Origin of the sequence: Amycolatopsis sacchari (genome assembly GCF_900114035.1) — a bacterium.
GTDB classification, from domain to species: domain Bacteria; phylum Actinomycetota; class Actinomycetes; order Mycobacteriales; family Pseudonocardiaceae; genus Amycolatopsis_E; species Amycolatopsis_E sacchari.
Genome location: NZ_FORP01000007.1, coordinates 1 through 26,382, shown reverse-complemented (window position 1 = coordinate 26,382; position 26,382 = coordinate 1). Strand labels below are relative to the sequence as shown.

The following is a 26,382-nucleotide window of genomic DNA, read 5'->3' as shown; positions in this document are numbered from 1 at the left end:
CTGACACCCACCTATGTTGCTGCTCTATACGTATGCAGAACGGCTCTGCCGTTGTGGCACAATCGGAGGTGTCATGTCCACCCTCGCGCCGACCACGGCCGCGTCCCCCGATGCGGCCGGACGTCGAAAGGTGATCCGCCGCGCGATCGTCGCCGGCAGCATCGGCAACTTCGTCGAGCAGTTCGACTACGGGTTGTACGGCTACATGGCACCCGTCCTCGCCTCGTCGTTCTTCCCGGCGAGCGACCACACGGCCAGCGTCCTGAGCGCGTACGCCGTGATCGCGATCGCGTGTCTCGTCCGGCCGCTCGGCGGCAGCCTGCTCGGCCGGTGGGGCGACCGGTTCGGCCGCAAGCGCGTCCTGTTGTGGACGGTCGTGTTCATGGGCATCTCCACGGCCCTGATCGGCGTCCTGCCGACCTACGGCCAGATCGGGCTGGCCGCCCCGCTGATCCTGCTGGTGCTGCGGGTCGTGCAGGGCATGGTCGCGGGCGGCGAGTACGTCGGCGCCGTCGCGTTCGTCGTCGAGTGGGCCGAGCCGCGCCGGCGCGCGTACTACACCTCGTTCGCGTCCAACAGCTGCTTCTTCGGCATCCTGGCGGGAGCCGGCGTGGCCGCGCTGATGAGCGCGGTGTGCACCGACGCGGCGCTGCACAGCTGGGGCTGGCGGATCCCGTTCCTCGCGGTGCTGCCGCTGTGCCTGGTCGGGATGTGGCTGCGCAGCCGGATCGGCGAGACGCCGGAGTTCGAGGCGGCCACCGAGCACGGGACGAACGTCGTCGCGGCGCCGTTCCGCGAGGCGCTGCGATCGCAGTGGCGGCCGATCCTCGTGTTCTGCGGCGCGTCGATCATGCTGGCGATCCTGTCCTACACCTGGGTCACCTTCTACCCCGAGTACCTGTCGGACACGCTGGGCCTGTCCCAGTCCTCGGCCTGGCTGTCGAACATGATCTCCGTCGCCGTGCTGATCCCGCTCGTGCCGGTCGCCGGCATCATCTCCGACCGCATCGGCCGCAAGCCGATGCTGATCACCGGCGCGGTGGCGTGCATCGTGCTGGTGCCGCTCGCGTTCTGGGTGGGGGAGCGGGGCACGTTCGCCGCCGCGGTGGGCAGCCAGCTGATCTACCTCGTCCCGGAGTTCTTCCTGACCGGCATCGTCACGGTCTGTGCGGCGGAGCTGTTCGCGACGCGCACGCGGTTCAGCGCGAGCTCGATCGCCTACAACAGCTCGTTCTCGATCTTCATGGGCATCACGCCGTTCGTGGCGACCCTGCTGGTGTCGGCGTTCGGCACGATCTACGCGGTGTGGGTGTACCTCGCCGCGGCGGCCGTGCTGGCGCTGGTGGTGATCACGGTGTTCATGAAGGAGACCTACCGCAGCGAGCTCGCGGCCGACAAGTTCGCCCGCTGAAAGCGCTTCCCTCACGGCTCCGGCGGCTCCTGCGGTGGCAGGGGCCGCCGGTGTTCGAGCATCGAGTGGTGCAGCAGGAGGTCCACCGCGAGCCGCGCGAGTTCCGCCGTCGCGGGGGAGAGCTGGGTGTGCCGTCGGCGGATCAGGGCGAACGTGTTGTGCAGCGGCGGGTCGAACGTCGTCGTGTGCAGCCGCAGGCCCTCGGTCCGCGTGAGCCGTTCGGCGACGGCGCGGGACAGGAACGTGTCGCCGACCCCGCGGGCCACCAGGTGCAGCGCCGCCTGGGCCTGTTCGACCTCTATGAACGGCTCCAGCCGCACCCCGGCGACCTGCGCGCGCTCCGCCAGCTGCAGCCGGTCGGGGTCCGCCCAGCCCACGTGGGCGTCGTAGAGCACCAGGCGCCGCGCCGCAAGCGTCGTGATGTCCACCGGGGCCGCGACGTGCTCCGGGTCCGCCGACACGTACAGCACCTCGTCCCGCGCCAGCGGCGTGATCTCCAGTCCTGAGGGCGTCACCGGCAGCACCACGATGCCCGCCTCCAGATCCCCGGCCGCCACCGCTTCCGCGACGAGCGCGGCGTTCACCCCGACCAGCCGCACCCGCACGTCCGGGTGCGCCGCGGCGAACCGCTCGCCGAGCTCGGCCAGCAGGTAGAAGTCCGCGTTGCGGAACAGGCCGAACGAGGCGACCCCGCCGGTCAGCCCCCGCACCGCCTTCATCGTGTCCTCGGCGTTCTGCGCCGCGCTCACCGTCTGGCGCGCGTGGGGCAGCAGCTGCGCACCCGCGGGCGTCAGCGTCAGTCGCCGCCCGCCGCGGTGGAACAACTGCAGCCCGCACTCCTCCTCCAGGCGGCGCACCAGTTCCGAGATCGCCGCCTGCGTGTAGCCGAGTGCGGTGCCCGCGGCGGTGAACGAGCCGAGCTCCGCCGTCGCGACCAGCGCGCGCAATTGCGTCAGTGTCACAAGGAAACCCTATAGGTAGTCCAATGGAAGACAAGGTGTTCCTGTGCCTTGCGCGGAACTAGCTTTCGGGACATGTACTTCAGCGAAGCCATCCAGCGCCGGTTCGCCGGCCGGTTCACCGTCGTCAAGGCACCTGCCGCCGGGGGAGCCCCGGCCCAGCGCGACCCGGCCGTCATCGAGACCGTCACCCGCATGCTCGACCGGATCCGTACCGAGGGCCTCGACGCGGTCAGCCGGTACGCGGCCGAACTGGACGGGTACGACGGCCGCCCGCTGGAGGTCTCGCGCGAGGAGATGCGCCGCAGTGGTGAGCGGCTGCCCGAGGACCTGCGCGCGGCCATCGAACTCGGCGCCGCCCGCACCGCGGCGTTCGCGAAGGCCTCCCGCGAGGCGCTCAAGGACATGGAGGTCGAGCTCGAACCGGGGCTCGTCGCCGGGTACCGCTACCTGCCGGTGCAGCGCGTCGGCGCGTACCTGCCCGCAGGCCGGTTTCCCTTGACCGCCAGCGCTTTCATGACCGTGAACGTCGCCAAGGCAGCCGGGGTCCCGTCCGTCGTCGCGTGCACCCCGCCGCAGCCGGACGGCGGCCCCAACCCCGCCGTCCTCTACGCCGCCTACGTGTCCGGTGCGGACCGGGTCTTCCTGCTCGGCGGTGTGCAGGCGCTCGCGGCGATGGCCTACGGGCTCGTCGGCGACACGCCGGTGGACATGCTCGTCGGCGCGGGCAACGCCTTCGTGGCCGAGGCCAAGCGCCAGCTGTTCGGCACCGTCGCGATCGACCTCCTCGCCGGACCGTCCGAAGTGGCCGTGATCGCCGACGGGACCGCCGACCCCGAACTCGTCGCCGCCGACCTGCTCGGCCAGGCCGAGCACGGCCCGGACTCGCCCGCGGCCCTGATCACGACCAGCGGTGACCTCGCGACGGCGGTCACCGCGGAGGTCGAACGCCAGCTCGCGACCCTGCCGACCGCGCCGATCGCCGGCCCCGCGTGGCGCGACCACGGATCGATCACGGTGGCGGCCGACCGCGAGACGGCGGCGGCCCTCATGGACGACCTCGCCCCGGAGCACCTGGAGATCCAGACCGCCGAAGACGGCTGGTACCACGACAACCTGACCGCGTACGGCTCGCTGTTCCTCGGGCCGTGGAGCACGGTGGCCTACTCCGACAAGGGCATGGCGGGGACGAACCACGTGCTGCCGACCGCGGGCGGTGCACGGCACAGTGCCGGGCTGTCGGTGTCGCGGTTCCTCCGGCCGCTGACCTACCAGCGCGTCGCCGGGGAAGCCACGCCCGCGCTCGCCGACGCCGTCGACGTCATCTCCGCTTCCGAGGGCATGGCCGCCCACCGCGCCACCGCCGCCCTGCGCACGCGGCGGCTGGTCCCGCAGGAGGTGTGATGGGCAGGCCGCTCACCCTCGCGCTGGCCCAGGTTCCGGCACGGCGGGATCTCGGTGGTTTCGCCGGGCACGTCACGGCGACCTTGCGGCGGTTCCCCGGCACCAGGCTGCTGGTCTACCCGGAGCTGCACCTGACCGGTGAGTCGGATGTGGACGCTCAGCCAGTCCGGGACGGCCCGCGGCACCGGTGTTTCGCCGAGCTGGCCGGAGACCTGGGGGTGTGGCTGTGCCCGGGCAGCGTCGCCGAACTCGGTGCCGACGGCCACGTCTACGACACGGCCGTGGTGTATTCGCCGGAGGGTGAGTTGGCCGCCGCCTACCGGAAGGTCTTCCCCTGGCGGCCGCACGAGCCGTTCCGGCCGGGGCGGGAGTTCGTGGTGTTCCCGATCCCCGGCGTCGGCCGCATCGGGCTCTCGGTGTGTTACGACGCCTGGTTCCCCGAGGTGACCCGGCATCTGGCGTGGCTGGGTGCCGAGCTGGTGCTCAACGTGGTCCGCACCGACACCGCCGACCGCGCCCAGGAGGTCGTGCTCGCCCGCGCGAACGCGACCGTCAACCAGGTGTTCGTCGCGAGCGTCAACGCGGCCGCGCAGACCGGGCTGGGGCATTCGGTGCTGGTGGGACCCGAGGGGCAGGTGCTCGCCGAACTGCCCGGCGCCGCCACCGGCGTGCTCACGGCGGTGATCGACCTGGACTCGGTCACCGCCGTCCGCCGCCACGGCAGCTTCGGCGTCACCCGCGTGTGGAAGCAGTTGCGGGAGGACGACGAGCCGATCCCGATGCCGCTCTACGGAGGTGCGCTGACCCCGTCCGCCTGGGCCGAGGCGGACCGGCGGTGAGGCGTCACCGCGCCGCGTGCGTTCCCCTCGGCACCAGCTCCGGGGCGAACGTGACGCGGCGCGGTTCCTCCGGCGCGCCACCGGAAAGGCGTTCGACGAGCAGGCCCGCGGCGGCCTTGGCCATGCCGTCGAGGTCGTGCCGGACCGTGGTGAGGTCGAACGTCTCCCACGAGGCCATCGGCAGGTCGTCGAAGCCGATCAGCGTCAGGTCGCCCGGCACGTCCAGCCCCAGCCGCCGCGCCGCGTTCATCGCCCCGATCGCGATCACGTCGTTGCCGCAGAAGACCGCTGTCGGACGGGGCCCGTCCGCGGCGAGCTCGAGCAGCCCCTGGTAACCGGTGCCGTAGTCGAACGGCCCCCGGCGCACGCGGTGGCGGGGCAGGCCGACCCCGGCCTCGGACAGACCGACGCGGAACCCGAGCTCGCGGTCGCGCCCGGTGGTGGTGTCCGCGGGGCCGCCGATCAGGGCGACGTCGGTGTGCCCGAGGCGCACGAGCTCCTCGGCGACCAGCCTGCCGCCCGCCTCGTTGTCGACCACCGCCGCGTCCGCGCCGTCATTGCCGGTCTCGCGGTTGAGGAAGACGAACGGCAGGCCACGGCGGTTCAGCTCGGCGGGCAGGGGTGAGCCGATCACCGCCGTGGTGAGCACGACGCCGTCGATCGAGCGGTCGAGCAGCCGCTCGGTCTCCAGCGCGGTTTCGCTGCGCTCGGTGAACAGCATCATCCGGTACCCGTGCCGCTCGAGCTCGTCGTGCAGCGGGCCGATCAGATGCGGGTAGAACGGGTTGGTCAGGTCGGTGACCACCACGCCGACGCGGCGGGTCGACCGCGTCGACAGGCTCCGGCCCGCTTCGCTCGGCACGTACCCGAGCGCCTCCGCCGCCTCGCGCACCCGCGCGCGGGTGGCCTCCGAAACCCGGTGATCGCCGCGCAGCGCACGGGAGACCGTGGGCTGCGAGACCCCGGCGAGCCGGGCCACGTCATGGCTCGTGATCGACATCGGCGTCCTTCCCTGAGCGCGGGCGTGCATACGGATCCTACCGGAATCCATCCCTTGACAGGTCCCGCTTGTGGATGGTGTTCTGCATACGTATTAACAACGACTTCGGAGGATGTCATGCGCAACGGCGAGGGGCGGGTGACGGCGGCGGAACTGCGCCGCCGCACGATCCGGCGGGCCGATTTCGTCTCCTGCGACCAGGCGTTCATCGACTGCCGGACGCCGGGCTCGGACCGCAAGGAGAACTACTCGATGATCGGGCCGGGCGTGACGCAGAACCCGGACCAGGTGGTCAACCTGCGCGAGCCCCACGGGTTCAACATCGGCGCCGCCGCCATGCCGCACGGCATCACCAACAACCTGCACCTGCACTTCACCGCCGAGGTGTTCCTGTGCTTCCGCGGCGAGTTCCTGCTCCGCTGGGGCGCCGACGGCAACGAGGGCGAGCTGGTGCTGCGCGAGGGTGACATCGCCTCGATCCCGACGTGGATCTTCCGCGGCTTCACCAACATCGGCCCCGACGACGGCTGGCTGTTCACCGTCCTCGGCCACGACGACACCGGCGGGATCATCTGGGGACCGTCCGTGCTGCGGGAGGCCGAGGGCCACGGCCTCTACCTGACGGCGGACAACCGCCTCGTGGACACCGTCGCGGGAGACGAGGTGCCGGACCCGGCCGAGCTGGTCCGCCCGATGGTCGCCGAGGACATCGCCGCCCTGCCGTCCTACGACGTGGAAAAGCTGCGCCGCCGGGTCGTCACGACGGACGACCTCCAGTGGTCCTCGCGGGCCCTGCTGGGCGGCGTCCTGCCCGGCGGGCGCGCCGAGCTGGCCCCGGTGATCGGCTTCGGGATGACCGAGGACCGCGACCAGGAACCGCGGATCTACCACCCGCACGGGCACAACATCGCGTGGCTGCGGGCGGAGCCGGGGGAGGGTGTGCCGCTCCACCGCCACGACGAGACGCAGGTGCTGCTGGTCAAGGACGGCGAGTGGGAGGTCACCCTCAACCGCCACGACGAGGTCAGCGTCCGCCTCGGCCCGTGGGACATGCTGTCCGTGCCGCGCGGCGCGTGGCGCAGCCTCCGCAACGTCTCCGGCGAAACCGCGACCCTGCTCGTCGTCAACGGCGGGGACGGCCGGGTCCGCCTGGACTGGGACGACGAGGTCGTCAAGGCGGCCGCCGACGCCGGGGTCGGCCTCGACCACAACGGCTACCTCGCGCCCTACCACCTCCTGCCCAGGCCGGCCGGGCGGTGACGGCACCGCCGGTGGTGCTGGTCCCCGGCATGCTGTGCGACGCCGGTCTGTGGGCCGGCGTCGAGCCGCCGGGACCGGTGGTGCACGCGCGGATCACCGCCCCGACCATCGGCGGCATGGCCGAGCAGATTCTGTCTACAGTGGACGGTCCGTTCGTGCTCGCGGGACTGAGCCTCGGCGCGATCGCCGGGTTCGAGGTCGCCCGCCAGGCCCCGGAGCGGCTCGCCGGGTTCTGCGCGTTGTCGACCAACGCGGGAGCCCCGACCGCGGCGCAGCTGGCCGGCTGGGCCGAACTGGACCGCCTCACCGCTCGCGGCGGCTTCGACTCCGCCGTCGAGCGGATCCTGCCGACCATGTTCGCCGAACCGGATTCCCCGCTGGGGCTACGGTTCCTCGACATGGCCCACCGGGTCGGCCCGGGCACCTTCCGCGCCCAGCTGGCCGCGCAGGCCACCCGGCGTGACGCCCACGCGGCCATCGCGGGGCTGTCCTGCCCGGTCCTGGTGGTGTGCGGGGAACGCGACGCGCTGTGCCCGCCGTCGTTCCACCACGCGATCGCCGCGCACGCGGCCGAGGCGACCCTGCGGGTGCTCCCGGAGGCCGGGCACCTGCTCACGTTCGAGGAGCCCACCGCCGTGGCCACCCTGCTGCGCGACTGGCTCCGCCTGATCCGATGAAGGAGTTCCCATGCCCAAGGTCCTGAAGTCCGCGGTGCCCGCCGGCCAGGTCGCCGCCCAGCGGAGCGACGTCGCCGACCGCGTCCGCGCGATCATCGCCGACATCCGGGAGCGCGGCGACGCCGCGGTGCGCGACTACTCGGCGGAGTTCGACTCGTGGTCGCCCCAGTCGTTCCGGCTTTCGCCCGACCAGGTCGAGGAGATCGTCGCCCGGGTGCCCGCCCAGGTGCTGGCGGACATCCGGTTCGTGCAGGACCAGGTGCGCGCGTTCGCCCGGCACCAGCGCGACTCGCTGCGGGAGTTCGAGGTCGAAACGCTACCCGGTGTCCACTTGGGACAAAAACATGTCCCGGTGGCCGCCGCCGGCGCGTACGTCCCCGGTGGCCGGTACCCGCTCACCGCCTCAGCGCACATGACGATCGTGACCGCGAAGGTGGCGGGGGTGCCGCGCGTGGCCGCGTGCACCCCGCCGATCCGCGGTGAGGTACCGGACGCCACCGTGGCGGCCATGCACCTCGCGGGCGCCGACGAGATCTACCTCCTCGGCGGGGTGCAGGCCGTGGCCGCGCTCGCCGTCGGCACCGAGACTATGGGCCGCGTCGACCTGATCGCCGGGCCGGGCAACGCCTACGTCGCCGAGGCCAAGCGGCAGCTGTTCGGCGAGGTCGGCATCGACCTGTTCGCGGGCCCGACCGAGGTGCTGATCGTCGCCGACCACACCGCCGACCCGTTCGTCGTCGCGGTGGACCTGCTGTCGCAGGCCGAGCACGGGCCGGACTCGCCGGCGGTGCTGATCACCACGTCGGAGGAGCTGGCGCGGGAGGTGCTCGACCACGTCGAGGCGCTGCTGCCCGGTATGCCCACCAGGGACTTCGCCGAACCGGCGTGGCGCGACCACGGCGAGATCCACGTGGTGGACACCGTCGACGAGGCCTTCGCGCTGGCGGACACCTACGCGTCCGAGCACGTCCAGGTCCTCACCGCGCAGCCGCGGCAGGCGCTGGAGAAGATGCGGAACTACGGGGCGCTGTTCCTCGGGCCCGGTACGTGCGTGTCCTTCGGGGACAAGGTGATCGGCACGAACCACGTCCTGCCGACGCGCGGCGCCGCCCGCTACACCGGCGGGCTGTGGGTCGGCAAGTACCTGAAAACCGTGACGTACCAGGAGGTCACGAGCAGCGAGTCGAGTGTGCTGCTCGGTGAGGTCTGCGGGCGGGCGGCGCGCGTCGAGCTGTTCGAGGGGCACGCCCGGTCCGGGGACGTGCGCGCGGCCGGGTTCCGCCGTGGGGAGCTGCGGTGGGCGTGAGGGGGCGGACCGCGCTCGTGACCGGTGGCGGCAACGGCCTGGGCCGCGCGATCGCGGTCGCGCTGTCGGAGGCCGGGGCGCGGGTCGTCGTGACCGGGCGGCGGAAGTCCAGTTTGGACGAAACGGTGGCGGAACTGCCGGGACCGGGCCGGGCCGCGGTGTGCGACGTCGCCGACCCGGACTCGGTCGCCGCGCTGGCTCGTGAGCTGGCGGACGAGGAGATCTCGGTGCTCGTCAACAACGCCGGCATCGCGGGCCCGGTCAAGCCGCTGGTCGAGGTCACGCCGGAGGAGTGGGACGAGGTCTTCGCGGTGAACGTCCGCGGGATGTACCTGGTGTGCCGGGCGTTCCTGCCCGCGATGGTCGAGCGCGGGGCCGGGGACGTCATCAACATCGCGTCGGTGAGCGGGAAGCGGCCGTTGCTGCGCCGCACCCCGTACTGCGCGTCGAAGATGGCGGTGATCGGGTTGACGGCCACGCTCGCGGGCGAGGTCGGGCCGTCCGGGGTGGCGGTGAACTCGCTGTCGCCGGGGCCGGTGGAGGGGGAGCGGATGGCGCGCAACTTCCGGCTGGAGGCCGAGCACACCGGGACGAGTTACGCCGAGGCGGAGCGGGCGTTCACCGGGCGGGCGGCGCTGGGCCGGATGGTCACCGAGGCCGAGGTGGCGGCCGCCGTGCTCGCGATGCTGCGGATGCCGGGCCTGTGCGCGGCGGACATCGACCTGTCGGCGGGGATGGTGGCGCGGTGAGCGGGCTGCGGCATCGGCTGGTGGCGGGGGAGCGGCTGCTGGGCGGGTTGCTGCGGTTGCCGTCGGAGACGCTCGTCGAGATGGTGGGCGTGGCCGGGCTCGACTTCGTGGTGTTCGACTGCGAGCACGGGCCCGCCGATCTGGTGCCGTTGCAGCAGCACGTGGTGACGGCCCAGGCGCACGGACTCGGCGTGCTGGTCCGGGTCGGGGCCGCCGAGCCCGCGCTCGTGCTGCGGGTCCTCGACCTCGGAGCCGACGGGATCATCGTGCCCCACGTGGACACGGCGGAGCAGGCCCGCGCCGTCGTGACGGCCGCGCGTTACCCGCCCTTGGGGGAGCGGGGTTTCGCGACGTACAGCCGAGCCGGCCGGTTCGGCGCGCGGAGCATCGCCGAGCACCTGGAATACGCCGCGGAGACGACGATCGTCGTGCCGATGATCGAGACACCCTCGGCGTGCACCGCGGCGCCGGAAATCCTGGCGGTGCCGGGTGTCGACGCGGTGCTCGTGGGCCCTGCGGACCTGTCCGTCGCGATGGGACTGACCGGTGGTGCGGCCGAACCCGCTGTCGCGCAGGCGATGGCGGACGTCGCGGCCGCGGCGGCCCGGGCGGGCAAGCCGATGGTGAGCATCGTGGGTTCCGTCCAGCAGGCCGCGGCCGCCCCACCGGGCGCGGTGATCTACAACCTGGCCCACGTCCTGCTCCACACCCTGCGCGGGCTGGCCCGGTGAGGTCAGTGGCCGGGCAGCTCGTCAGGCTCGCCAGCTCGTGCTCACCCGCGACCGGGGCCGGACCGAGGTCGGTTCTGATCACGCAGGACGCCGCGTCGGGCTGAGTGGTCGGGGAGGCGCGGCCGCCGATGAAGGATCGACCAGGGATCCAGCGCGCCGCAGGAGTGGGCCGGGTAGCTGACGTGCCGTGCGCTCTGGTGCTGAACAGCGCTGATCAGCCCGTCCAGCACCGCGGTGTCCACTTCGCACAACCGGCCCGTGGTGCCGGTGATCCACACCACAGTCCCCGCGAGGCCGTGGCCCGCCCCTCGGGACGGGCCACGGGGACCCGGCTCAGGCCGTCTGGTCGTGGTCCTTGAACAGCTCGGCCAGCTGCTCGGGGATGTCGTCGCCGAAGAGGCTTTCCATGACGAGGGCTTCGTCGAACGGGGCGGCGCTCCGGGTGAACATCGCCTGCTCGTACTCGGCCAGCGCGGCCTCGGTGTCGTCGGGGTGGGCGGCGAGTGCCTGGGCGAGTTCGGCGCCGTCGAGCATGGCGAGGTTGGCGCCTTCGCCGTTCGGGGCCGTCAGGTGCGCGGCGTCGCCGACCAGGGTGACTCCCGGCTGCCGCTCCCACTTGTGCCCGATCGGCAGCGTGTGGTGCGGCCGCAGTACCGGTGCGGTGTCGGAGTCGGTGATCAACGCGGTCAGTTCCGGTGCCCAGCCGTCGAACTCCGCCGCGATCCGGGTGGCGGCCGCGGCCGGATCGGTGAAGTCGATGGCGGCGAACCAGTCGAGCGGCCGGGTGAGCTGGATGTAGGCGTGCAGCGTGTCGCCGTTTTCCCGGTGCGCGTTGATCGCCACGTCCGGGGCGGGCCCGTTCGCGACCATCGACCCGCCGCCGACCGCCCGCGCCGTGGCGGGGTGGCGCGTCGCGGCGTCGTACAGGTAGGTCTCGACGAACGACGTGCCGACGTATTCGGGTGCGGCGTCGGTGAGCAGCGGCCGGATCCGCGACCACGCACCGTCGGCCCCCACCAGCAGGCCTGTGGCGACGGTGCTCCCGTCTGCGAAGCTCACCTCGTGCCGCCCGCCGCCGAGCGCGCGGGCGCCGGTGACCTTGTGTCCCCAGTGGACGGTACCGGACGGGAGCGAGTCGAGCAGCATCCGCCGCAGGTCCGCCCGCAACGCCTCGGGACGGCCCCCGGTCCCGTCGTCGGCCTTGTCGAACAGGACGTTCCCGTCCCGGTCGAGCACCCGGAAGGCCTGGCGGCCGTGGAGGACGAGGCCGCGGAACTCGTCCGCCAGCCCGGCGGCCTCGATGGCCAGCTGCCCGTTGTAGTCGTGGATGTCTAGCATCCCGCCCTGCGCCCGCGCCGTCGGAGAAGGTTCTGCCTCGTACACCACCGACGGGATCCCGTGGACCCACAGGACCCGCGCGAGGGTCAGCCCGCCGACCCCGGCGCCGATGATCGTGACTGGAACATGCATGGGAGCTCCTTCCGCCCTTTCGGTAACCGGGTTCGATCCTGGCCAGGGCGGCTGGCACCGTGCGCACGCGTCGCTGACAGCGCACTGGTACGGCGTACCAGTGCGCTGTCACTGTGCCGGGGCGGTGTTCGCCGGACTGGAGGCCTCGTATCCGGAGGCGGCGTGACCAACCCGCCCGGCGCTGAGGTCCCCTACTCGAACACCCCGAACCCCTCCACGGCGTGCGCCCGCACGCCGTCCATGTCGAGTTCCACGCCGATGCCCGGGGCCTCCGGCAGCGTGATGTAACCGTCCTTCACGATGGAGTCGCTGCCGTCTGGGGCGTGGACGTAGCTGTCCCACACGGCGCGTTCCTCCAGGGCGTGCCATTCCTGCACGAAGAAGTTCGGGATCGCGGCGCACTGGTGCGACGTGGCCATCGTGCCGAGCGGGGTCGACACCAGGTGCGGCGCGAACGGGACGTAGTGGATCTCCGCGAGGTTGGCGATCTTCTTGGCTTCGGCGAGGCCACCGCACTTCGGCACGTCCGGCTCGATCACGTCCACCGCCCCGCGTTCGAGCAGTTCGCGGAATCCCCACCGGAGGTACAGGTTCTCGCCCGCGCAGATCGGCGTGCGGGTCTGCGCGCGCACCCGCACCAGTGCGTCGACGTTCTCCGCCGGCAGCGGTTCCTCCAGCCACATCAGGTTGAACGGCTCCAGCTCCCACGCGATCCGGCACGCGCTCGGCACGTCGTAGCGGGCGTGCAGATCTATCGCCAGGTCGACCTCCGGGCCGATCGCCTCCCGGACGGCCGCCACGCGGTCGACCATCGACCGCAGCTCCGAGGCGTTGATCGTGTGGTTGAACGCGTCGAACTTCGCGGGGTGGCTCAGGTCGTCGATGTCGAACTTGAGCGCGGTGAAGCCTTCGGCGACCATCCGCTGGGCCCGGTCGACGCACCCGGCGACCGAACCGGCCGGGTCGTCGCCGTCGCCGCAGTCGGCGTAGACGCGGATCCTGTCGCGGAACTTCCCGCCGAGCAGCCGGTACACCGGCTGGCCCGCGGCCTTGCCCGCGAGGTCCCACAGCGCGAGCTCGATCCCGGACAGGGCGATGACGAACACCCCGCCCTGCGGACCCGCGAAAACCTTGCTGCGGCGCAACTTCTCCCAGCACCGCTCGACGTTGCGCGGATCCTCACCGATCAGCAGCGGGGTCAGGGAATTGATCACCCCCACGACACCGCCCGCGCCGGCGTCGGGATTGGCCTCGCCGAACCCGCTGAGCCCCTCGTCGGTGTCGATCCGCACCAGGGTGGCCTGACCGTGGTAGGCCACCACCGCCGTCGTGACGTTGACGATCCGCATCGCTCTCCCGCCGCCGGGTCGTGCAGGTAAACGCAGGTAAAACGGACTGTCGCGCTGTCCGACTTGTCCTATAAGCTCATCACATGCAAAGGAGACAGGAGTCTCCGGACGCTGTCAAGATCCGGACTCTCCCGGTGCAGGTGGCGGCACACCTGACCCGGCGCATCGTCAGCGGCGAGATCGAGGACGGCCGCGCCCCGTCGGAGCTCGAGATCTCGCAGGAGTTCGGGGTTTCCCGCGTGGTGGCGAGGGAGACGCTCAAGATCCTCGCCTCGCTCGACATCGTCGACGTCGCGCAGGGCCGCCGCGTCGTCGTGCGCCCCCACGCGGAATGGGACTACCTGAGCCCGTTGCTGATCGAGTGGCTGCCCGAGGAGACCGTCGGCGAGCTGCTGCAGGAACTGCACCAGCTGCGCGTCCTGCTCGAGCCCGAACTCGCCGCGATGGCCGCGGCCGGCATCACCGACGAGACGCTCGGCCGGCTCAGGGACGAGATCGACCGCATGTCGGCGCTGGAGGCGGATCCCGACGCCTACCTCGAGGTCGACCACGAGTTCCACATGGAGATCTGCCGGGCCGCCGAAAACCGCCTCCTCGACCGGATCATGTACTCCGCTCGCTGGCTCGGCACGGCCAGTCGGCGTATTACCAACCAGGCGCCTGCCGCGCTACGCTGCGCCACCACCGACCACACGGAGATCTACGAGGCGCTCGTCGCCCGCGACCCGGCACGGGCCCGCGAGGCGATGCGCAAGCACCTGAGCAACAACTCCACGCTCCTCGCGCAGAAGGAGCAGCGAAGCAAGCGGGCCGCCCGGCGGCGTTAGGCACAGCACGCACTGCACGACCGAGATCCGGCAACCGTTGACGAGGACGGACCAGGCATGGCAGCACCGGCGATCTCACCGATCCGGCTGGGACTGATCGGCACCGGACTCGCGGTCGAAAAGCTGCACTGGCCGGCGTTGCGCACGCTCACCGACCGGTACACCGTCACCGCGTTCACCGACTCCTCCGCCGAACAGGGCAGGCGGTTCGCCGCCTACAGCGGGGTCGACCAGGCACTGGCCGCCACCGACCGGGCAGCGTTGCTGGCCCGTGACGATGTCGACGCCGTGCTGATCTCGGTGCCGATCCCGCACCTGTACGAGGTGGCGCGCGACGCGCTCGCGGCGGGGAAGGACGTGCTCTGCGAGAAGCCCGCGGGCGTCGACGCGGAGCAGGCCGCCGCCTTCCTCGCACTCGAAGCCGAGCACCCGGACCGCACCTTCATGGTGGGCGAGAACTTCTTCTACCGCGACGACCTGCGCTACGCCCGCGAGCTGGTCGACGCCGGCGCGATCGGCCGCCTCCACCTGATGGCGTGGCGGCACGCCGGCCAGGTGGTGCCCCGCGAGGGCTCGTTCACCAGCACGCCGTGGCGGCACCGGCCGCGGTACCGCGGCGGCGTGCACCTCGACGCGGGCGTGCACCACATCGCCCAGATCCGCTTGCTGTGCGGCGAAATCGCGCGGGTGCACGGTGCCGTGCAGACCGCGAACAGCACGATCGACGCGCCGTCGGACCTCACCCTCACCCTCGTCTTCAGCGGAGGTGCCATCGGCAACTACACCGCTTCCTACCCCGAGATCCCGGTGCCGCCCGAACCCAACGAGATGCGGCTGTACGGCACGGAAGGCGTGCTCGTGCTCGCCGGATCCGAGTCGGAGCGCCGCGTGACGCGCAGCGGCCCCGATGCCACCACGCACACGACGGTCTTCCGCGGCAGCGACAACGGCTACCGCGCGGAACTCGTCGATTTCGCCGATGCCGTGCGGTTCGGCGCGCGGCCCGTCGGCAGCGTCGCGCAGAGCGTGGCCAACACGATGGTCGTCCAGCGGGCGTTCGACTCCGCGGAACGGGCGGCCGCACTGGCGCTCGACCCCGTGTCCGGCGCGGGCCCGGTACCGCTGTGGCGGCCCCGCGGCTCGGCCGGGCTGTTCGACGGGCTGCCAGGACAACGCATCAGCAGTTCGGCGTCCTTCGCCGCATGAACGACCCGGCAGCGCGGCACTCGCCCCGCTGTCCCGCCGGTTGCAACGTCGCCCCGTCGGTATGCGTCCGCCCGCCCGGACGCGAGAGGAGTGGTCATGGAAGAGAAAACGGACTGGTCGAGGCGCGCGTTCCTCGGGATGAGCGCGCTGGGCGCGCTCGGTCTCGCCGCGTGCGGGAGCGGCCCCGCCGCGCCGCCGCAGGTGGACGTGCAGGTGCCCAAGGCGCTGCTCGACCAGGCCGCCGCACTCCGCGGCGGGTCGGTCGGGATGCTCTCGCAGAAGCTGTACTCGGAGGCCGCCAACCGGGCGCTGGACAAGTCGCTGCAGGTGTTCGCGCAGGCCACCGGGACCACGATCCGCAACGACCTGGTTTCCGGCGACGCCGGGGACATGGTCGCGAAGATGGACGCCGACGTGAAGGCGGGCAACAGCCGCGACCTGGCGTTCGTGAGCGACCGGCGGTTCGTCGGCCAGCTCCACAACCTCGGCGACCTCACCGACGTCACCGACGTGGTCGAGGAGATGCGCACGCTCTACGGCGCGCCCGCCACGGAGGCGAACAACTACTGCGTGTTCGACGGGCGCTGGTACGCGATCCCGTACCACTTCATCGCGTCCGGGATGTACCTGCGCAAGGACTGGTACGCGGAGAAGGGCCTGCCGCTCAAGCCCTACTACACGTGGGAAGAGTTGCGCGACAACGCTTTGGAGGTCTCCGACCCGTCGAAACGGCGCTTCGGCTGGGGGCTGACGGTGAACCGCTCCGGTGACGCCAACGGCTTCATCCAGAACGTCATCAACACCTACGGCGGGGCGATCGCGGACAACACCGGCACGAAGGTGGTGTTCAACTCCCCCGAGACCGTCGAGGCCGTCGCGTTCATCGGTGACATCTACAAGAACCCGAAGTACGCGCCGATGCTGCCGCCCGGGGTGGGGAGCTGGACGGATTCGAGCAACAACGAGAACTGGCTGGCGCAGATCCTGGGCCTGACGCTCAACCAGTTCAGCGTCTACGCCGACTCGAAGACCAAGAAGAACCCGGTCTACGCCGACACGCACCCGTTCAACGGCGCCACCGGGCCCGCGCTCGACCGGCCGCTCGCGTTCGGCGAGTCCAACTCGTTCGTCGTGTTCAAGGGGGCGAAGAACCCCGATCTAGCCAAGCTGGTGGCGAAGTTCATGGCGGGCGGGAGCGCGCTGCTCGGCGTCGCGAAGGAGGCGCCGTGCCTGGTGAACCCGTCGTGGGACAAGGTGTGGGACTCCGACCCGTACTACACCAGCGGCGACCCGGCGTTCCCCGCGCTGCGCGAGCAGACCCGCGTGCCCCTCCCGGTGACCACCAAGACCGGCTACGCGTTCCCGCAGGCGCCGAGCCCGGGCGAGCAGGCCGCCGTCGCCGCCTACCTGCTGACCGACATGATGCAGTCGGTCATCCAGGGCACCCGCCCGGCCGACGCCGTCGCCACGACGCACAGCCGGATCGTGCAGATCTTCGAGCAGCAGGGTTACCGGCAATGACGGTCCTGCGTCCAAAGAGGACAGAACTGACGCGGTCGCCGCAGGCCCGCCCGTCACCGGGCGGGTCCTCCTCGCTCACGAGGTGGCAACGCCTGCTCGGCCGCGACTGGCGCCTCGCCGTCGTGTTCATCGGGCCGACGCTGCTGCTGGTCGCGGGCCTGATCCTGGTCCCGATCGCCGATTCGGTCGTCACCAGCACCACGGAGCGCCACGGAGCGGAGACCGCCTTCGTCGGGCTGGCCAACTACACCGCGCTCATCGGCGACGCGCTGTTCCACAAGGGAGTGCTCAACTCGTTCGTCTTCACCGCGTACGCCGAGATCTTCAAGGTGGTCTTCGGCCTCATCGCGGCGCTGATGCTGCACCACATGCGGCGCGGCAAGGCGGTCGTCGCCGGGGTGATCCTGCTGCCGTGGGTGATCCCGACCGTGGTCACGGCGTTCACCTGGCGCTCGCTGTTCGACCCGATCTTCGGCAGCGTCAACGTCCTGCTCACCGACTCCGGGATCGGGCCAGCGCTCGCCGCGGTGGGGCTCGTCGACCGGTGGCCCGCGGAGTGGCTGTCGGATCCCGCGCTCGCGATGCCCGCGGTGATCCTCGTGAACGTCTGGAAGGGCATCCCGTTCTTCACGGTGACGTTCCTGGCCGGGCTCAAGGCGATCGACAGCAACCTCCACGAGGCGGCGATGGTGGACGGCGCGTCGCCGTGGCAGCGTTTCGTGCACATCACGCTGCCGGGCCTGCGTCCCGTGATGATCGTGACCGTGCTGCTGTCGTCGATCTGGACGTTCAACAACTTCGACCTGATCTGGCTGATGACCCAGGGCGGGCCCGGCGACGCCACGGCCCCGTACGTGATGGTCGCGTACTCGAAGGCCATCCAGCAGCTGCAGCTGGGCGCGGGCGCCGCGGTCACGCTGGTGATGCTGCCGATCATCGCGGTGCTCGTGGTGATCCTCGTGCGGTTGATGCGGCGCGGTGACCAGCCGGGCGCGGCGGATCTCGGGCGCAGACGCCTGAGTCCCGCGCAGCGCAAGGCGCTGCCGTGGGTGGTCGTCGCGGCCGGGGTGCTCCTGCTGGCCTGGGCTTCGCCGCACATCGTGTGGAAGGCCGCGCTCGTGCTGGGCGTGTTCGTGGCGGTCACGGCCGCCGTCGGGCGGCTCGTCTCCGTGCTCGCCACGCGCGGCAACCGGCTGGCCGCACGCCTGGTCAGCGGCACCGGCTCGGGTGTGGCGCTCCTGGCCCTGCTGGGTTTCGTGCTCGCCCCGCTCTACTGGATGACGATCACGGCCTTCAAGTCCGACGACCAGATCGTCGCGCGCACCGACGACCTCTGGCCGAACCCGTGGAGCACCGAGCAGTTCACGAACCTGTTCTCCGGCAGGGCGTTCGGCACCTGGTACGTCAACACGGTACTGGTGTCGGTGGCGTCCACCGTGATCGCACTGGTCTGCGCCGCGCTCGCCGGGTACGCGCTGGCACGGCTGAAGTTCCGCGGTTCGCAGAGCTTCACGGTGACGATCCTGCTCACCTACGTGATGCCGGGCGCGCTGCTGTTCATCCCGCTGTACCAGCTGGTGAGCGGGATCGGGCTCAACGATTCGCTGTGGTCGCTGGTGCTCGCGTACCCGACGTTCACCCTGCCGTTCGCGACGTGGCTGCTCGTCGGGTACTTCAAGTCGATCCCGGCGGACCTGGAGGAGGCCGCGCTGGTCGACGGCTGCACGCGGTTCGGCGCGTTCACCAGGATCGTGCTGCCGCTGGCCAAACCGGGCCTGCTCGCGGTCGCGTTGTTCACGCTCACCAACGCGTGGAACGAGTTCCTGTTCGCGTTCGTGTTCATCACCAAGGACGACTACAAGACGCTGCCGGTGGGCATGCAGTCGATGATCTTCGGTGACGTCGTGCCGCAGGGGCAGCTGGCCGCCGCGTCGCTGCTGATCAGCATCCCGGTCGTGCTCATGTACGGGCTGGGACAACGGTTCCTGACCGAAGGCCTCACTGCCGGGGCCGTGAAGGGATGAGTGTGCACAGCGAGACCGCGGCGATCACGGAGGAGCACGTCGCGCAGGGGTCCCGGCCGAGCGCCCTGCGCATCACCGACCTGCGCGTGGCGAACCTGGCCGGGGTGCCGTTCCGGTCGTCGATCATCCGCATCGACACCAACCAGGGGCTGGCCGGCTACGGGGAGGTGCGCGACCAGGCCAGCGCCACCTACGCGCTGATGCTCAAGAGCAGGCTGGTCGGGGAGAACCCGTGCAACCTCGACAAGATCTTCCGCAAGATCAAGCAGTTCGGGTTCCACGGCCGCCAGGGCGGCGGGGTCTCCGGCGTCGAGATGGCGCTGATGGACCTGGCGGGCAAGGCGTACGGGGTGCCCGCGTACGCGCTGATCGGGGGCCGGTTCCGGGACGAGGTCCGCTGCTACGCGGACACGCCGTCGCTGCCGGATCCGCATGCGATGGGCGCGCGACTGCTGGAGCGCAAGCGGCGCGGGTTCACGATGCTCAAGATGGACGTGGGCATCGACCTGCTGTGGGACGTGCCGGGGGCGCTGATCGCGCCCGCGGGTGCCCGTGCGGATCTGACGACGATGCACCCGTTCACCGGCATCCAGGTCACCGCGAAGGGTGTCGAACACCTGGCGTCCTATGTGGACACCGTCCGGTCGGTCGTCGGCTACGACGTCGCGCTCGCCGCCGACCACTTCGGTCACATCGCGCTGGATTCGTGCATCCGGATCGGGCGCGCGCTGGAACCGTTCACCCTGGCCTGGATCGAGGACCTGATCCCGTGGCAGCTGATCGACCAGTGGCGCCAGCTCACCGAGGCCGTCGCCGTCCCGACGTGCACGGGGGAGGACATCTACCTGCTGGACGGCTTCCGGGCGCTGCTGGACTCGGGCGCCATCCGCGTCGTGCACCCCGACCCGGCGACGGCGGGCGGGATCGCGGAGACCAAGCGGGTCGGCGACTACGCGCAGCAGCGCGGGATCCCGATGGCGCTGCACCTGGCGGCGTCACCGATCGCGACGATGGCGTCCGTGCACCTGGCGGCGGCCACGGAGAACTTCCTGGCGCTCGAACACCACGCGGCCGATGTGGAGTTCTGGAACGACCTCGTCACCGGGCTGCCCCGGCCGCTGATCCAGAACGGGCACATCACGGTGCCGGACACACCGGGGCTCGGGTTCGGCGAGCTCGACGAGGAGCTGGTGCGCCGCCACCTCGACCCGCGCGATCCCGTGTTCTTCGCGGAAACGACGCATTGGGACGCCGAATCGAGCCACGACCGGCTGTGGAGCTGAAGGTGTCTGTCAGGCCCCGTCCTGCTCGGCGCGCCACCGCTCGTACTCGGGCCGGGCCTCCTCCGACAGGGGGTAGTACAACCGCATGTCCCCGCCCTGGGACAGGCGGATCCGGGAGAACTCCTCCCATTCCGCGTGTTCCTGGGCGGCGGCCAGCAGGGCGGGTGCGAGCTTGACCGGCACCACGACCGCTCCGTCGTCGTCGGCGACGACGATGTCGCCCGGCTCGACGAGCGTGCCCCCGCACGCGACGGGCACGTTGACGGCGGCCGGGACGATGTCGGTCTGGGCGTGGAAGTTCGGTGTGGCGCCGCGGATCCACAGCCCGAGGCCGAGCTTCTTGGCCTCGCCGATGTCGCGCAGGCACCCGTCGACCACCACGCCGACGCCGCCGCGGCCCTTGAAGTAGGTCAGCATCATCTCGCCGAACACGCCGCTGCTCATGTCACCGCGCGCGTCCACGATGATCATGTCGCCGGGCCGGGTGTGGTACATGACGTGCCGGTGCAGCTGTTTTTCCGGTTCGGCGTACTCGTCGACGGGGTAGAGGTCCTCGCGCTTGGGCAGGAACTGCAGCGTGAGCGCCGGCCCGGCGACGCGCACGCCGGGGGTCACGGTGACCGGGCCGCGGATGAAGGCGCTGCGGATGCCCATGCGGCTGAGCTCGGCGCTGGCGGTGGCGCTGCCGATGGCCGCGAGGGCCGCACTCAGCTCGGCGGGCGGGCGAACGATGTCGGGCGTCTCGACCACGTCGGTGGCTCCCTCGGGTCCGCACTGACCGGAACTGCCGCCGGCCAGGCTACCGCAAAACGGGGCTCATGATCAGAGAATGCCGGACCGTGAGCAAGATCCTTTCCGGGCTTGACCCTGGATCTTCTGCGCTCTGCTGGGTGCAGCCCTTCGAACAGGTGCTCTCCTCGACAACCTGATGCACCCGGCACGACGGGCCGTCGCGCCGTGTCCAAGCGATCACCACCAGCACGGATGGTTAACTGGGCACCATGCTGCTCGGTGCGCAAGAGGTCGGGTTGTTCGAGGCGGCCAGGCCGCGGCTGGAGGCGATCGCGTACCGGCTGCTCGGGTCGGCGAACGACGCCGAGGACGCGGTGCAGGACACGTTCCTGCGCTGGCAGGCCGCCGACCGGGAGGGCATCGAGACGCCCGAAGCGTGGCTGACCAAAGTGCTCACCAACATCTGCCTCAACCGCCTCACCTCGGCGCGCGCCAGGCGGGAAACGTATGTGGGGCAATGGCTCCCGGAGCCGGTCCTCGCCGGTGACCGGATGCTCGGGCCCTCGGAAACCGTCGAGCAGCGGGAATCCGTCTCGATCGCGGTGCTCACCTTGATGGAGCGGCTCTCGGCCAGGGAACGCGTCGTGTACGTGCTGCGCGAGGCGTTCGGCTACTCGCACGGCGAGATCGCCGAGGTCCTCGACCTCACCGAGCCGAACTGCCAGCAGATCTACCGGCGCGCCAAGCAGCACCTGGCCGCAGGCAGGCGCCGGGTCGCGGTCGACGCGGCCGCCGCACGCAAGATCGTTGAGGAGTTCCTCGCCGCGGCGCTCAGCGGCAGGACCGACTCGCTGGTGAAGATGCTGACCGACGACGCGATCAGCATCGGCGACGGCGGGGGCGTGGTCTTCTCGCTGCCGCGGCCCGTCACCGGTGCGCTGCGGGTGGCGCGGTTCCTGCGCGGGCTGTTCGAGCCCAGCGAGGCCAAGTGGGAGCTGATCAGCGGGCGGCCCACCCTGTTCGCCGCGGTCGCCAACGGCGTGCCCGCGCTGGTGCTGGTGGTCGGTGACCGGGTCGCCGGGGTGGTGTCGCTGGACGTGACCGAAGACGGCATCGCGGCCGTCCACGCGCAGGTCAACCCCGGCAAGCTCGAGCGCGTGACGCGCGAGTGGGCCGCGGGCGAGCACGGGGAAGCGCTTCCCGACACCTGGTGACGCAGGTCACGTCTCGCTCCTGTCAGGTTTCGCGCCGCTGTCCGGTTCAGGGGGCACACACCAACCGGACAGGAGTGAGACCATGAAGCACCGCATCGTCGTCCTCGGGGCCGGATACGCCGGGGCCAACGCGGCCGGGCGGCTGGCCAGGCGGCTGCACCCCGCCGACACCGAGATCACCCTCGTCAACGCCGAGCCCGGGTTCGTCGAGCGCATCCGCCTGCACCAGCTCGCCACCGGCCAGGACCTCAAGCCCCGCCCGCTGGCCGACGTCTTCGCGGGCACGGGGGTCCAGGTGCGGATCGCGCGGGTCACCGCCGTCGACGCCGAACGCAAGACCGTGCACACCGAGGGTGCCGGTGAGATCGCCTACGACACGCTCGTCTACGCCCTCGGCAGCACCGCCGCGGACCACGGCGTCCCCGGCGTCGCCGAGCACGCCCACTACGTCGCGGGCAGGGAGTCCGCGCTGCGGTTGCGTGCGCGGCTGGCCGATCTCGCCGCGGGCGGCACCGTGCTCGTCGTCGGTGGTGGCCTCACCGGTATCGAGGCCGCCACCGAGATCGCCGAGGCGCGGCCGGACCTCGAGGTCGCGCTCGCCGCGCGCGGCGGCCTCGGTGACTGGCTGAGCGAGAAGGCCCAGAGCCACCTGCGCACGGCGTTCGGCCGGCTCGGCATCACCGTGCACGAGCACACCGAGGTCACCGGTGTCGAGCCGGGCCGCGCGATCACCGCCGGCGGCGGGGAGATCCCGGCTGAGGTGACCGTGTGGACCGCCGGGTTCGCCGTGCACCCGATCGCCGCGGCGACGACCCTGGAGGTGTCCGCGGAGGGGCAGATCATCGTCGACGAGACGATGCGGTCGGTCTCGCACCCGGACGTCTACGCGGTCGGGGATGCCGCGCTTGCGCCGGGCGCGAGTGGCAGTCCGCTGCGCATGTCGTGCGCCTCGGGGGTTCCGGCGGCCCACCACGCGGCCGACGTCATCGCCGCGCGCCTGACCGGACGGCCGGTCCCGCCGAACAAGATCGGCTACAACGCCCAGTGCGTCAGCCTGGGCCGCCGCGACGGGGTCCTGCAGTGGGTGACCCCCGATGACCAGGTCAAACCGTCCGCGGTCACGGGCAAGGCGGCCGCCCGGATGAAGGAGCTGATCTGCAGGACCGCCGTCTGGAGCGTTTCCCACCCGACGTCGATGCTCCCGGTCCGCCACCGCCACCTGGTGCCGGTCGAGGTCCTCGCGACCGCTGTGTGACACCCCTCTTGTTGTGTACTGATCGATACGGAAGTGCTACGGTCCACTTCGGTACTGATCGGTACACAACTATGCGGAGGGTGAAGACGTGGGTCAGCTCGAAGGCAAGACGGCGGTCGTGACCGGCGGGAGCAGCGGGATCGGCCTGGCCGCGGCCCGCCGCCTCGCGGACGAGGGGGCCCACGTCTTCGTCACCGGCCGCCGCAAGGACGAGCTCGACGCGGCGGTCGAGGCGATCGGCTCGGCCACCCCGGTGCGCGGCGACATCGCGGACCCGGCCGACCTGGACCGGCTCTACGACGCGGTGCGTGCCCGGGGCAAGGGGCTGGACACGCTCTTCGCCAACGCCGGGGCGGCCGGGTTCGCGACGCTGGAGGAAACGACGGAGGAGCACTTCGACCGGATCTTCGGCGTCAACGTCCGTGGCACGCTGTTCACGGTTCAGAAAGCGCTTCCACTGCTCAACGAGGGTGCTTCGGTGATCGTGAACCTGTCCGTCCGCGCAGACGACGGCGTCGAGGCGTTCGGCGCGTACGCCGCCACCAAGGCGGCCCTGCGTTCCTACACCCGGACCTGGGCCAACGAGCTCAAGGGCCGGGGCATCCGGGTCAACGCGGTCTCGCCCGGCACGATCGACACGCCCGCTCTCACCGGCATGGTGGGCGAGGAGAACGTCGAGGAGGTCAAGGCGGGCTTCGCGGCGCGGGTACCGATCGGCCGGGTGGGCACCGCAGAGGAGGTCGCCGCCGCCGTCGCGTTCCTCGCCTCGGACGAGAGCAGTTTCATCCTGGGCGCCAACATCTACGTCGACGGCGGCGAGAACCAGTTCTGACCCTGATCGGGCGCCTCAGCCGAGGATCCGGTTCAGCCCGTCGCTGAAGCGGTCCTCGAAGGTGTTGCCCGTCAGGTGGGGCAGGGCCCGCTGGAGCGCCGGGTACTCACCCGCCAGCACGGCACCGTGCAGCCGGGGCTCGTCGGCGCTGGAAACCGCCTGTTCCTCCTGCGTGAGCCCGAGCGTGAAGTAGATCAACGCGAACAGCGTCCAGGCCCCCGCCTCGGCGCTGTCCCCGCGGGCGGTGAGCGCGGCGAGCACGGCGTCGGCGAACCGGAGGGTGCCCGGGTCGGCCGCGTAGGTGCCGGTGACGAGCGCGGCGCCGTCCCGGTGGGCGAGCAGCGCCCGGCGGTAGCGGCGCAGCAGTTCGCGTGCCCGTTCCGTACCGTCCTCGGGGAGTCCGTCGTAAGCGACCTCGCCCACCACCGCGTCGGCCATCAGTTCCAGCAGCCGCGCCTTGTTCTTGATGTGCCACAGCACCGTGTTCATCCGCACGCCGAGCGCTTCGGCCACCGCCCGTGTCGTGACCGCCTCCAGGCCGCGCTCGTCGAGCAGGCGGAGCGCCGTGGCGACGACCGTTTCGGGGGTCAGCCGGGAACCTTGCGCCTTGGTCATTGACCTAGTTTACTGGATCAAGTCACTAGGTCACTGACCAAGAGGAGAACCATGACGGACGTACTGATCGCCGGCGCCGGACCGACCGGGCTGTGGCTGGCCGCCGAACTGCGGCTGCAGGGGGTCGCGGTCACGGTGCTGGAGGCGCGGCGGGAGCGCAGCCCGCATTCGAAAGCGCTCACCCTCCACCCGCGCACGCTGGAGATCTTCGCCATGCGCGGGATCGCCGACCGGTTCACGACGGCGGGGCTGCCGGTGCCGACGGGCCACTTCGGCGCGCTGGAGAACCGGCTCGACTTCGCCGTGCTCGACACACCGTTCCCGTACACGCTGTTCCTGCCGCAGGTCCGCACCGAGGAACTGCTGGAGGAGCACGCGCGTGCCCTCGGCGCGGACATCCGGTGGGGCCACCGCGTGACCGGCCTGGCGCAGGACGCGGACGGGGTCACGGTCGAGGTCGAAGGCGGTGAACGGCTGCACGCGCAGTACGTCGTCGGCTGCGACGGCACCCGCAGCACCGTCCGCCAGGCCGCCGGGATCGGCTTCCCGGGCACCGACGCCACGGTGTGGGGCTGGCTGGGCGACGTGGTCCTCGACGAGCCGCCCGCACAGCCGGTCAACGTCGCCGGGGAGGACGGCGGCGTGATGCTCGTGCCGTTGCCGGGTGGGATCAGCCGGATCGTCGGGCACACGCCCGAGGACCAGGGCGCCCACCCCGGCGAACTGACCTTCGACGAGCTGCGCGCCAAGACCACGCGGGTGCTCGGGACCGACTTCGGCATGCGCGATCCACACTGGCTGTCCCGCTTCGGCAACGCCACGCGCCAAGCCGTCCGCTACCGCAGTGGCCGGGTCTTCCTGGCGGGCGACGCCGCGCACATGCACTTCCCCGCCGGGGGCGTGGGCCTCAACGTCGGGGTGCAGGACGCCACCAACCTCGGCTGGAAACTCGCCGCCGCCGTGCACGGCACCGCCGAGGACGGGCTGCTCGACAGCTACCACGCCGAACGGCACCCGGTCGGCGCGGCCCTGCTCGAACACACCCGGGCGCAAACCGCGCTGATGACCGCCTACACGCCGGAGGGACGGGCGCTCCGGTCCGTCCTCAGTGGACTGATCGCCGAAGTGCCGGAGTTGTCCCGGGTCCTCGCCGAACGGCTGGCGGCGCTCGACGTCGCCTACCCGTCCGCCGACCCCGGCGCCCATCCGCTGACCGGCACCCGTGCTCCCGATCTCGCACTCACCGATGGGAGCAACCTGTTGTCGCTCCTGCGTTCCGGGGAGCCGGTGCGCCTCGACGGGATACAGCTGGTGGGTGCTCCGCCGCAGTGGGCGGGGGTGCGGTCCGCACTCGTCCGCCCGGACGGCTACGTCGCCTGGGCGAACTAGGCTTCGGCGAGTTTCGCGGAGATGAGGTCCATGACGGAGCTGTCGGCGAGGGTGGTGACGTCGCCGATCTGGCGGTTTTCGGCGACGTCACGCAGGAGGCGGCGCATGATCTTGCCGGAGCGGGTCTTGGGCAGCTCGGGCACGACCATGATCTGCCGCGGTTTGGCGATCGGGCCGATCTCCTTCGCGACGTGGTCGCGCAGCTCCTGGACAGCCGCTTCCCCGCGCAGGATGACGAACGCGACGATGCCCTGCCCGGTGGTGGGGTCGGTCGCGCCGACCACGGCGGCCTCGGCGACGGTCGGGTGCGAGACCAGCGCCGACTCGAC

At 71.4% G+C, this 26,382-nt stretch carries 24 protein-coding genes; 17 read left to right on the top strand and 7 right to left on the bottom strand.

What is annotated here, in order from left to right; translation table 11 throughout:
* Nucleotides 1-73: 73 nt before the first annotated feature.
* Nucleotides 74-1,411: an MFS transporter gene (locus BMZ92_RS13965; RefSeq protein WP_091507161.1), complete on the top strand. Its 1,338-nt coding sequence runs from the start codon at nt 74-76 to the stop codon at nt 1,409-1,411.
* An 11-nt stretch (nt 1,412-1,422) separates the two neighbouring features.
* On the opposite strand, the gene BMZ92_RS13960 is transcribed toward BMZ92_RS13965, so the two are convergent.
* Entirely contained in the window at nt 1,423-2,373 is a 951-nt protein-coding gene (locus BMZ92_RS13960; RefSeq protein WP_091507158.1) for a LysR family transcriptional regulator, read from the bottom strand.
* 72 nt (nt 2,374-2,445) lie between these two features.
* On the opposite strand from BMZ92_RS13960, the gene hisD (BMZ92_RS13955) reads away from it, so the two are divergent.
* A complete protein-coding gene (gene hisD / locus BMZ92_RS13955; protein ID WP_091507155.1) occupies nt 2,446-3,774 on the top strand; it encodes a histidinol dehydrogenase in 1,329 nt (442 codons plus the stop codon).
* On the top strand, nt 3,774-4,613 hold the full coding sequence (locus tag BMZ92_RS13950) for a carbon-nitrogen hydrolase family protein (RefSeq protein WP_091507153.1): 840 nt from the start codon (nt 3,774-3,776) through the stop codon (nt 4,611-4,613). The genes hisD (BMZ92_RS13955) and BMZ92_RS13950 overlap by 1 nt, the downstream gene beginning before the upstream one ends.
* A 4-nt stretch (nt 4,614-4,617) precedes the next feature.
* On the opposite strand, the gene BMZ92_RS13945 is transcribed toward BMZ92_RS13950, so the two are convergent.
* Complete coding sequence (locus BMZ92_RS13945; RefSeq protein ID WP_091507151.1) at nt 4,618-5,613, bottom strand: LacI family DNA-binding transcriptional regulator; 996 nt, start codon at nt 5,611-5,613, stop codon at nt 4,618-4,620.
* Nucleotides 5,614-5,730: 117 nt separating this feature from the next.
* Between BMZ92_RS13945 and BMZ92_RS13940 the strand changes: the two genes are divergently transcribed.
* The 5 genes from BMZ92_RS13940 to BMZ92_RS13920 are packed head-to-tail and all read left to right on the top strand — an operon-like array spanning nt 5,731 to nt 10,336.
* Nucleotides 5,731-6,873: a cupin domain-containing protein gene (locus BMZ92_RS13940; RefSeq protein ID WP_091507149.1), complete on the top strand. Its 1,143-nt coding sequence runs from the start codon at nt 5,731-5,733 to the stop codon at nt 6,871-6,873.
* Nucleotides 6,870-7,550 carry an alpha/beta fold hydrolase gene (locus BMZ92_RS13935; RefSeq protein WP_091507147.1) on the top strand — a complete coding sequence of 227 codons (681 nt, stop codon included), beginning with the start codon at nt 6,870-6,872 and terminating at the stop codon, nt 7,548-7,550. The genes BMZ92_RS13940 and BMZ92_RS13935 overlap by 4 nt, the downstream gene beginning before the upstream one ends.
* A gap of 10 nt (nt 7,551-7,560) precedes the next feature.
* Complete coding sequence (gene hisD / locus BMZ92_RS13930; RefSeq protein ID WP_091507144.1) at nt 7,561-8,856, top strand: histidinol dehydrogenase; 1,296 nt, start codon at nt 7,561-7,563, stop codon at nt 8,854-8,856.
* Nucleotides 8,853-9,605 carry an SDR family NAD(P)-dependent oxidoreductase gene (locus BMZ92_RS13925; protein WP_245783047.1) on the top strand — a complete coding sequence of 251 codons (753 nt, stop codon included), beginning with the start codon at nt 8,853-8,855 and terminating at the stop codon, nt 9,603-9,605. The genes hisD (BMZ92_RS13930) and BMZ92_RS13925 overlap by 4 nt, the downstream gene beginning before the upstream one ends.
* Nucleotides 9,602-10,336 carry an HpcH/HpaI aldolase family protein gene (locus tag BMZ92_RS13920; protein WP_091507139.1) on the top strand — a complete coding sequence of 245 codons (735 nt, stop codon included), beginning with the start codon at nt 9,602-9,604 and terminating at the stop codon, nt 10,334-10,336. Before BMZ92_RS13925 ends, BMZ92_RS13920 begins: the two co-directional genes overlap by 4 nt.
* 333 nt (nt 10,337-10,669) lie before the next feature.
* Here the strand turns inward: BMZ92_RS13920 and BMZ92_RS13915 are convergent, their stop codons facing one another.
* Nucleotides 10,670-11,806, bottom strand: a complete 1,137-nt coding sequence (locus BMZ92_RS13915) for an FAD-dependent oxidoreductase (RefSeq protein ID WP_091507136.1) — start codon at nt 11,804-11,806, stop codon at nt 10,670-10,672.
* A gap of 191 nt (nt 11,807-11,997) precedes the next feature.
* Nucleotides 11,998-13,155, bottom strand: coding sequence for a mandelate racemase/muconate lactonizing enzyme family protein (locus tag BMZ92_RS13910; RefSeq protein ID WP_091507134.1), 1,158 nt, complete (start codon nt 13,153-13,155; stop codon nt 11,998-12,000).
* Nucleotides 13,156-13,238: 83 nt separating this feature from the next.
* Here BMZ92_RS13910 and BMZ92_RS13905 point away from each other — a divergent pair, with 83 nt between their 5' ends.
* From BMZ92_RS13905 to BMZ92_RS13885, 5 genes are all read left to right on the top strand, one after another.
* Nucleotides 13,239-13,982 carry a FadR/GntR family transcriptional regulator gene (locus tag BMZ92_RS13905; RefSeq protein WP_245783046.1) on the top strand — a complete coding sequence of 248 codons (744 nt, stop codon included), beginning with the start codon at nt 13,239-13,241 and terminating at the stop codon, nt 13,980-13,982.
* A gap of 57 nt (nt 13,983-14,039) precedes the next feature.
* Nucleotides 14,040-15,188, top strand: a complete 1,149-nt coding sequence (locus BMZ92_RS13900) for a Gfo/Idh/MocA family protein (protein WP_091507130.1) — start codon at nt 14,040-14,042, stop codon at nt 15,186-15,188.
* Between the two features lie 96 nt (nt 15,189-15,284).
* Nucleotides 15,285-16,709, top strand: a complete 1,425-nt coding sequence (locus BMZ92_RS13895; RefSeq protein ID WP_091507128.1) for an ABC transporter substrate-binding protein — start codon at nt 15,285-15,287, stop codon at nt 16,707-16,709.
* On the top strand, nt 16,706-18,733 hold the full coding sequence (locus BMZ92_RS13890; protein WP_091507127.1) for an ABC transporter permease: 2,028 nt from the start codon (nt 16,706-16,708) through the stop codon (nt 18,731-18,733). Before BMZ92_RS13895 ends, BMZ92_RS13890 begins: the two co-directional genes overlap by 4 nt.
* Entirely contained in the window at nt 18,730-20,016 is a 1,287-nt protein-coding gene (locus BMZ92_RS13885; RefSeq protein ID WP_091507124.1) for a mandelate racemase/muconate lactonizing enzyme family protein, read from the top strand. The genes BMZ92_RS13890 and BMZ92_RS13885 overlap by 4 nt, the downstream gene beginning before the upstream one ends.
* Before the next feature lie 9 nt (nt 20,017-20,025).
* Here BMZ92_RS13885 and BMZ92_RS13880 read toward each other — a convergent pair whose 3' ends face one another.
* Nucleotides 20,026-20,766, bottom strand: coding sequence for an RraA family protein (locus tag BMZ92_RS13880; protein ID WP_091507122.1), 741 nt, complete (start codon nt 20,764-20,766; stop codon nt 20,026-20,028).
* A 251-nt stretch (nt 20,767-21,017) separates the two neighbouring features.
* On the opposite strand from BMZ92_RS13880, the gene BMZ92_RS13875 reads away from it, so the two are divergent.
* The 3 genes from BMZ92_RS13875 (at nt 21,018) to BMZ92_RS13865 (ending at nt 24,049) form a co-directional block, all read left to right on the top strand.
* The gene (locus BMZ92_RS13875; RefSeq protein WP_091507119.1) at nt 21,018-21,962 is read left to right on the top strand and encodes an RNA polymerase sigma-70 factor; all 945 of its coding nucleotides are present in this window, start codon (nt 21,018-21,020) and stop codon (nt 21,960-21,962) included.
* An 82-nt stretch (nt 21,963-22,044) separates the two neighbouring features.
* Nucleotides 22,045-23,217: an NAD(P)/FAD-dependent oxidoreductase gene (locus tag BMZ92_RS13870; RefSeq protein ID WP_091507116.1), complete on the top strand. Its 1,173-nt coding sequence runs from the start codon at nt 22,045-22,047 to the stop codon at nt 23,215-23,217.
* 88 nt (nt 23,218-23,305) lie between these two features.
* Entirely contained in the window at nt 23,306-24,049 is a 744-nt protein-coding gene (locus BMZ92_RS13865; RefSeq protein WP_091507114.1) for an SDR family NAD(P)-dependent oxidoreductase, read from the top strand.
* A gap of 15 nt (nt 24,050-24,064) precedes the next feature.
* Here the strand turns inward: BMZ92_RS13865 and BMZ92_RS13860 are convergent, their stop codons facing one another.
* Nucleotides 24,065-24,664, bottom strand: a complete 600-nt coding sequence (locus tag BMZ92_RS13860) for a TetR/AcrR family transcriptional regulator C-terminal domain-containing protein (RefSeq protein ID WP_091507111.1) — start codon at nt 24,662-24,664, stop codon at nt 24,065-24,067.
* A gap of 51 nt (nt 24,665-24,715) precedes the next feature.
* On the opposite strand from BMZ92_RS13860, the gene BMZ92_RS13855 reads away from it, so the two are divergent.
* Nucleotides 24,716-26,053, top strand: coding sequence for an FAD-dependent monooxygenase (locus BMZ92_RS13855; protein WP_091507109.1), 1,338 nt, complete (start codon nt 24,716-24,718; stop codon nt 26,051-26,053).
* On the opposite strand, the gene BMZ92_RS13850 is transcribed toward BMZ92_RS13855, so the two are convergent.
* The coding region (locus BMZ92_RS13850) for an AMP-binding enzyme (protein ID WP_425425806.1) at nt 26,050-26,382 on the bottom strand (333 nt) is incomplete at its 5' end. The genes BMZ92_RS13855 and BMZ92_RS13850 overlap by 4 nt on opposite strands.

What these genes read in the sequence shown, in the direction of transcription:
- BMZ92_RS13950 (WP_091507153.1), top strand. Translation starts at nt 3,774, where the DNA reads ATGGGCAGGCCGCTCACCCTCGCGCTGGCCCAGGTTCCGGCACGGCGG.
- hisD (WP_091507155.1), top strand. Translation starts at nt 2,446, where the DNA reads ATGTACTTCAGCGAAGCCATCCAGCGCCGGTTCGCCGGCCGGTTCACC.
- BMZ92_RS13910 (WP_091507134.1), bottom strand. Translation starts at nt 13,155, where the DNA reads ATGCGGATCGTCAACGTCACGACGGCGGTGGTGGCCTACCACGGTCAG.
- BMZ92_RS13855 (WP_091507109.1), top strand. Translation starts at nt 24,716, where the DNA reads ATGACGGACGTACTGATCGCCGGCGCCGGACCGACCGGGCTGTGGCTG.
- hisD (WP_091507144.1), top strand. Translation starts at nt 7,561, where the DNA reads ATGCCCAAGGTCCTGAAGTCCGCGGTGCCCGCCGGCCAGGTCGCCGCC.
- BMZ92_RS13875 (WP_091507119.1), top strand. Translation starts at nt 21,018, where the DNA reads ATGCTGCTCGGTGCGCAAGAGGTCGGGTTGTTCGAGGCGGCCAGGCCG.
- BMZ92_RS13945 (WP_091507151.1), bottom strand. Translation starts at nt 5,613, where the DNA reads ATGTCGATCACGAGCCATGACGTGGCCCGGCTCGCCGGGGTCTCGCAG.
- BMZ92_RS13870 (WP_091507116.1), top strand. Translation starts at nt 22,045, where the DNA reads ATGAAGCACCGCATCGTCGTCCTCGGGGCCGGATACGCCGGGGCCAAC.
- BMZ92_RS13895 (WP_091507128.1), top strand. Translation starts at nt 15,285, where the DNA reads ATGGAAGAGAAAACGGACTGGTCGAGGCGCGCGTTCCTCGGGATGAGC.
- BMZ92_RS13905 (WP_245783046.1), top strand. Translation starts at nt 13,239, where the DNA reads ATGCAAAGGAGACAGGAGTCTCCGGACGCTGTCAAGATCCGGACTCTC.
- BMZ92_RS13965 (WP_091507161.1), top strand. Translation starts at nt 74, where the DNA reads ATGTCCACCCTCGCGCCGACCACGGCCGCGTCCCCCGATGCGGCCGGA.
- BMZ92_RS13860 (WP_091507111.1), bottom strand. Translation starts at nt 24,664, where the DNA reads ATGACCAAGGCGCAAGGTTCCCGGCTGACCCCCGAAACGGTCGTCGCC.
- BMZ92_RS13915 (WP_091507136.1), bottom strand. Translation starts at nt 11,806, where the DNA reads ATGCATGTTCCAGTCACGATCATCGGCGCCGGGGTCGGCGGGCTGACC.
- BMZ92_RS13940 (WP_091507149.1), top strand. Translation starts at nt 5,731, where the DNA reads ATGCGCAACGGCGAGGGGCGGGTGACGGCGGCGGAACTGCGCCGCCGC.
- BMZ92_RS13900 (WP_091507130.1), top strand. Translation starts at nt 14,040, where the DNA reads ATGGCAGCACCGGCGATCTCACCGATCCGGCTGGGACTGATCGGCACC.
- BMZ92_RS13890 (WP_091507127.1), top strand. Translation starts at nt 16,706, where the DNA reads ATGACGGTCCTGCGTCCAAAGAGGACAGAACTGACGCGGTCGCCGCAG.
- BMZ92_RS13885 (WP_091507124.1), top strand. Translation starts at nt 18,730, where the DNA reads ATGAGTGTGCACAGCGAGACCGCGGCGATCACGGAGGAGCACGTCGCG.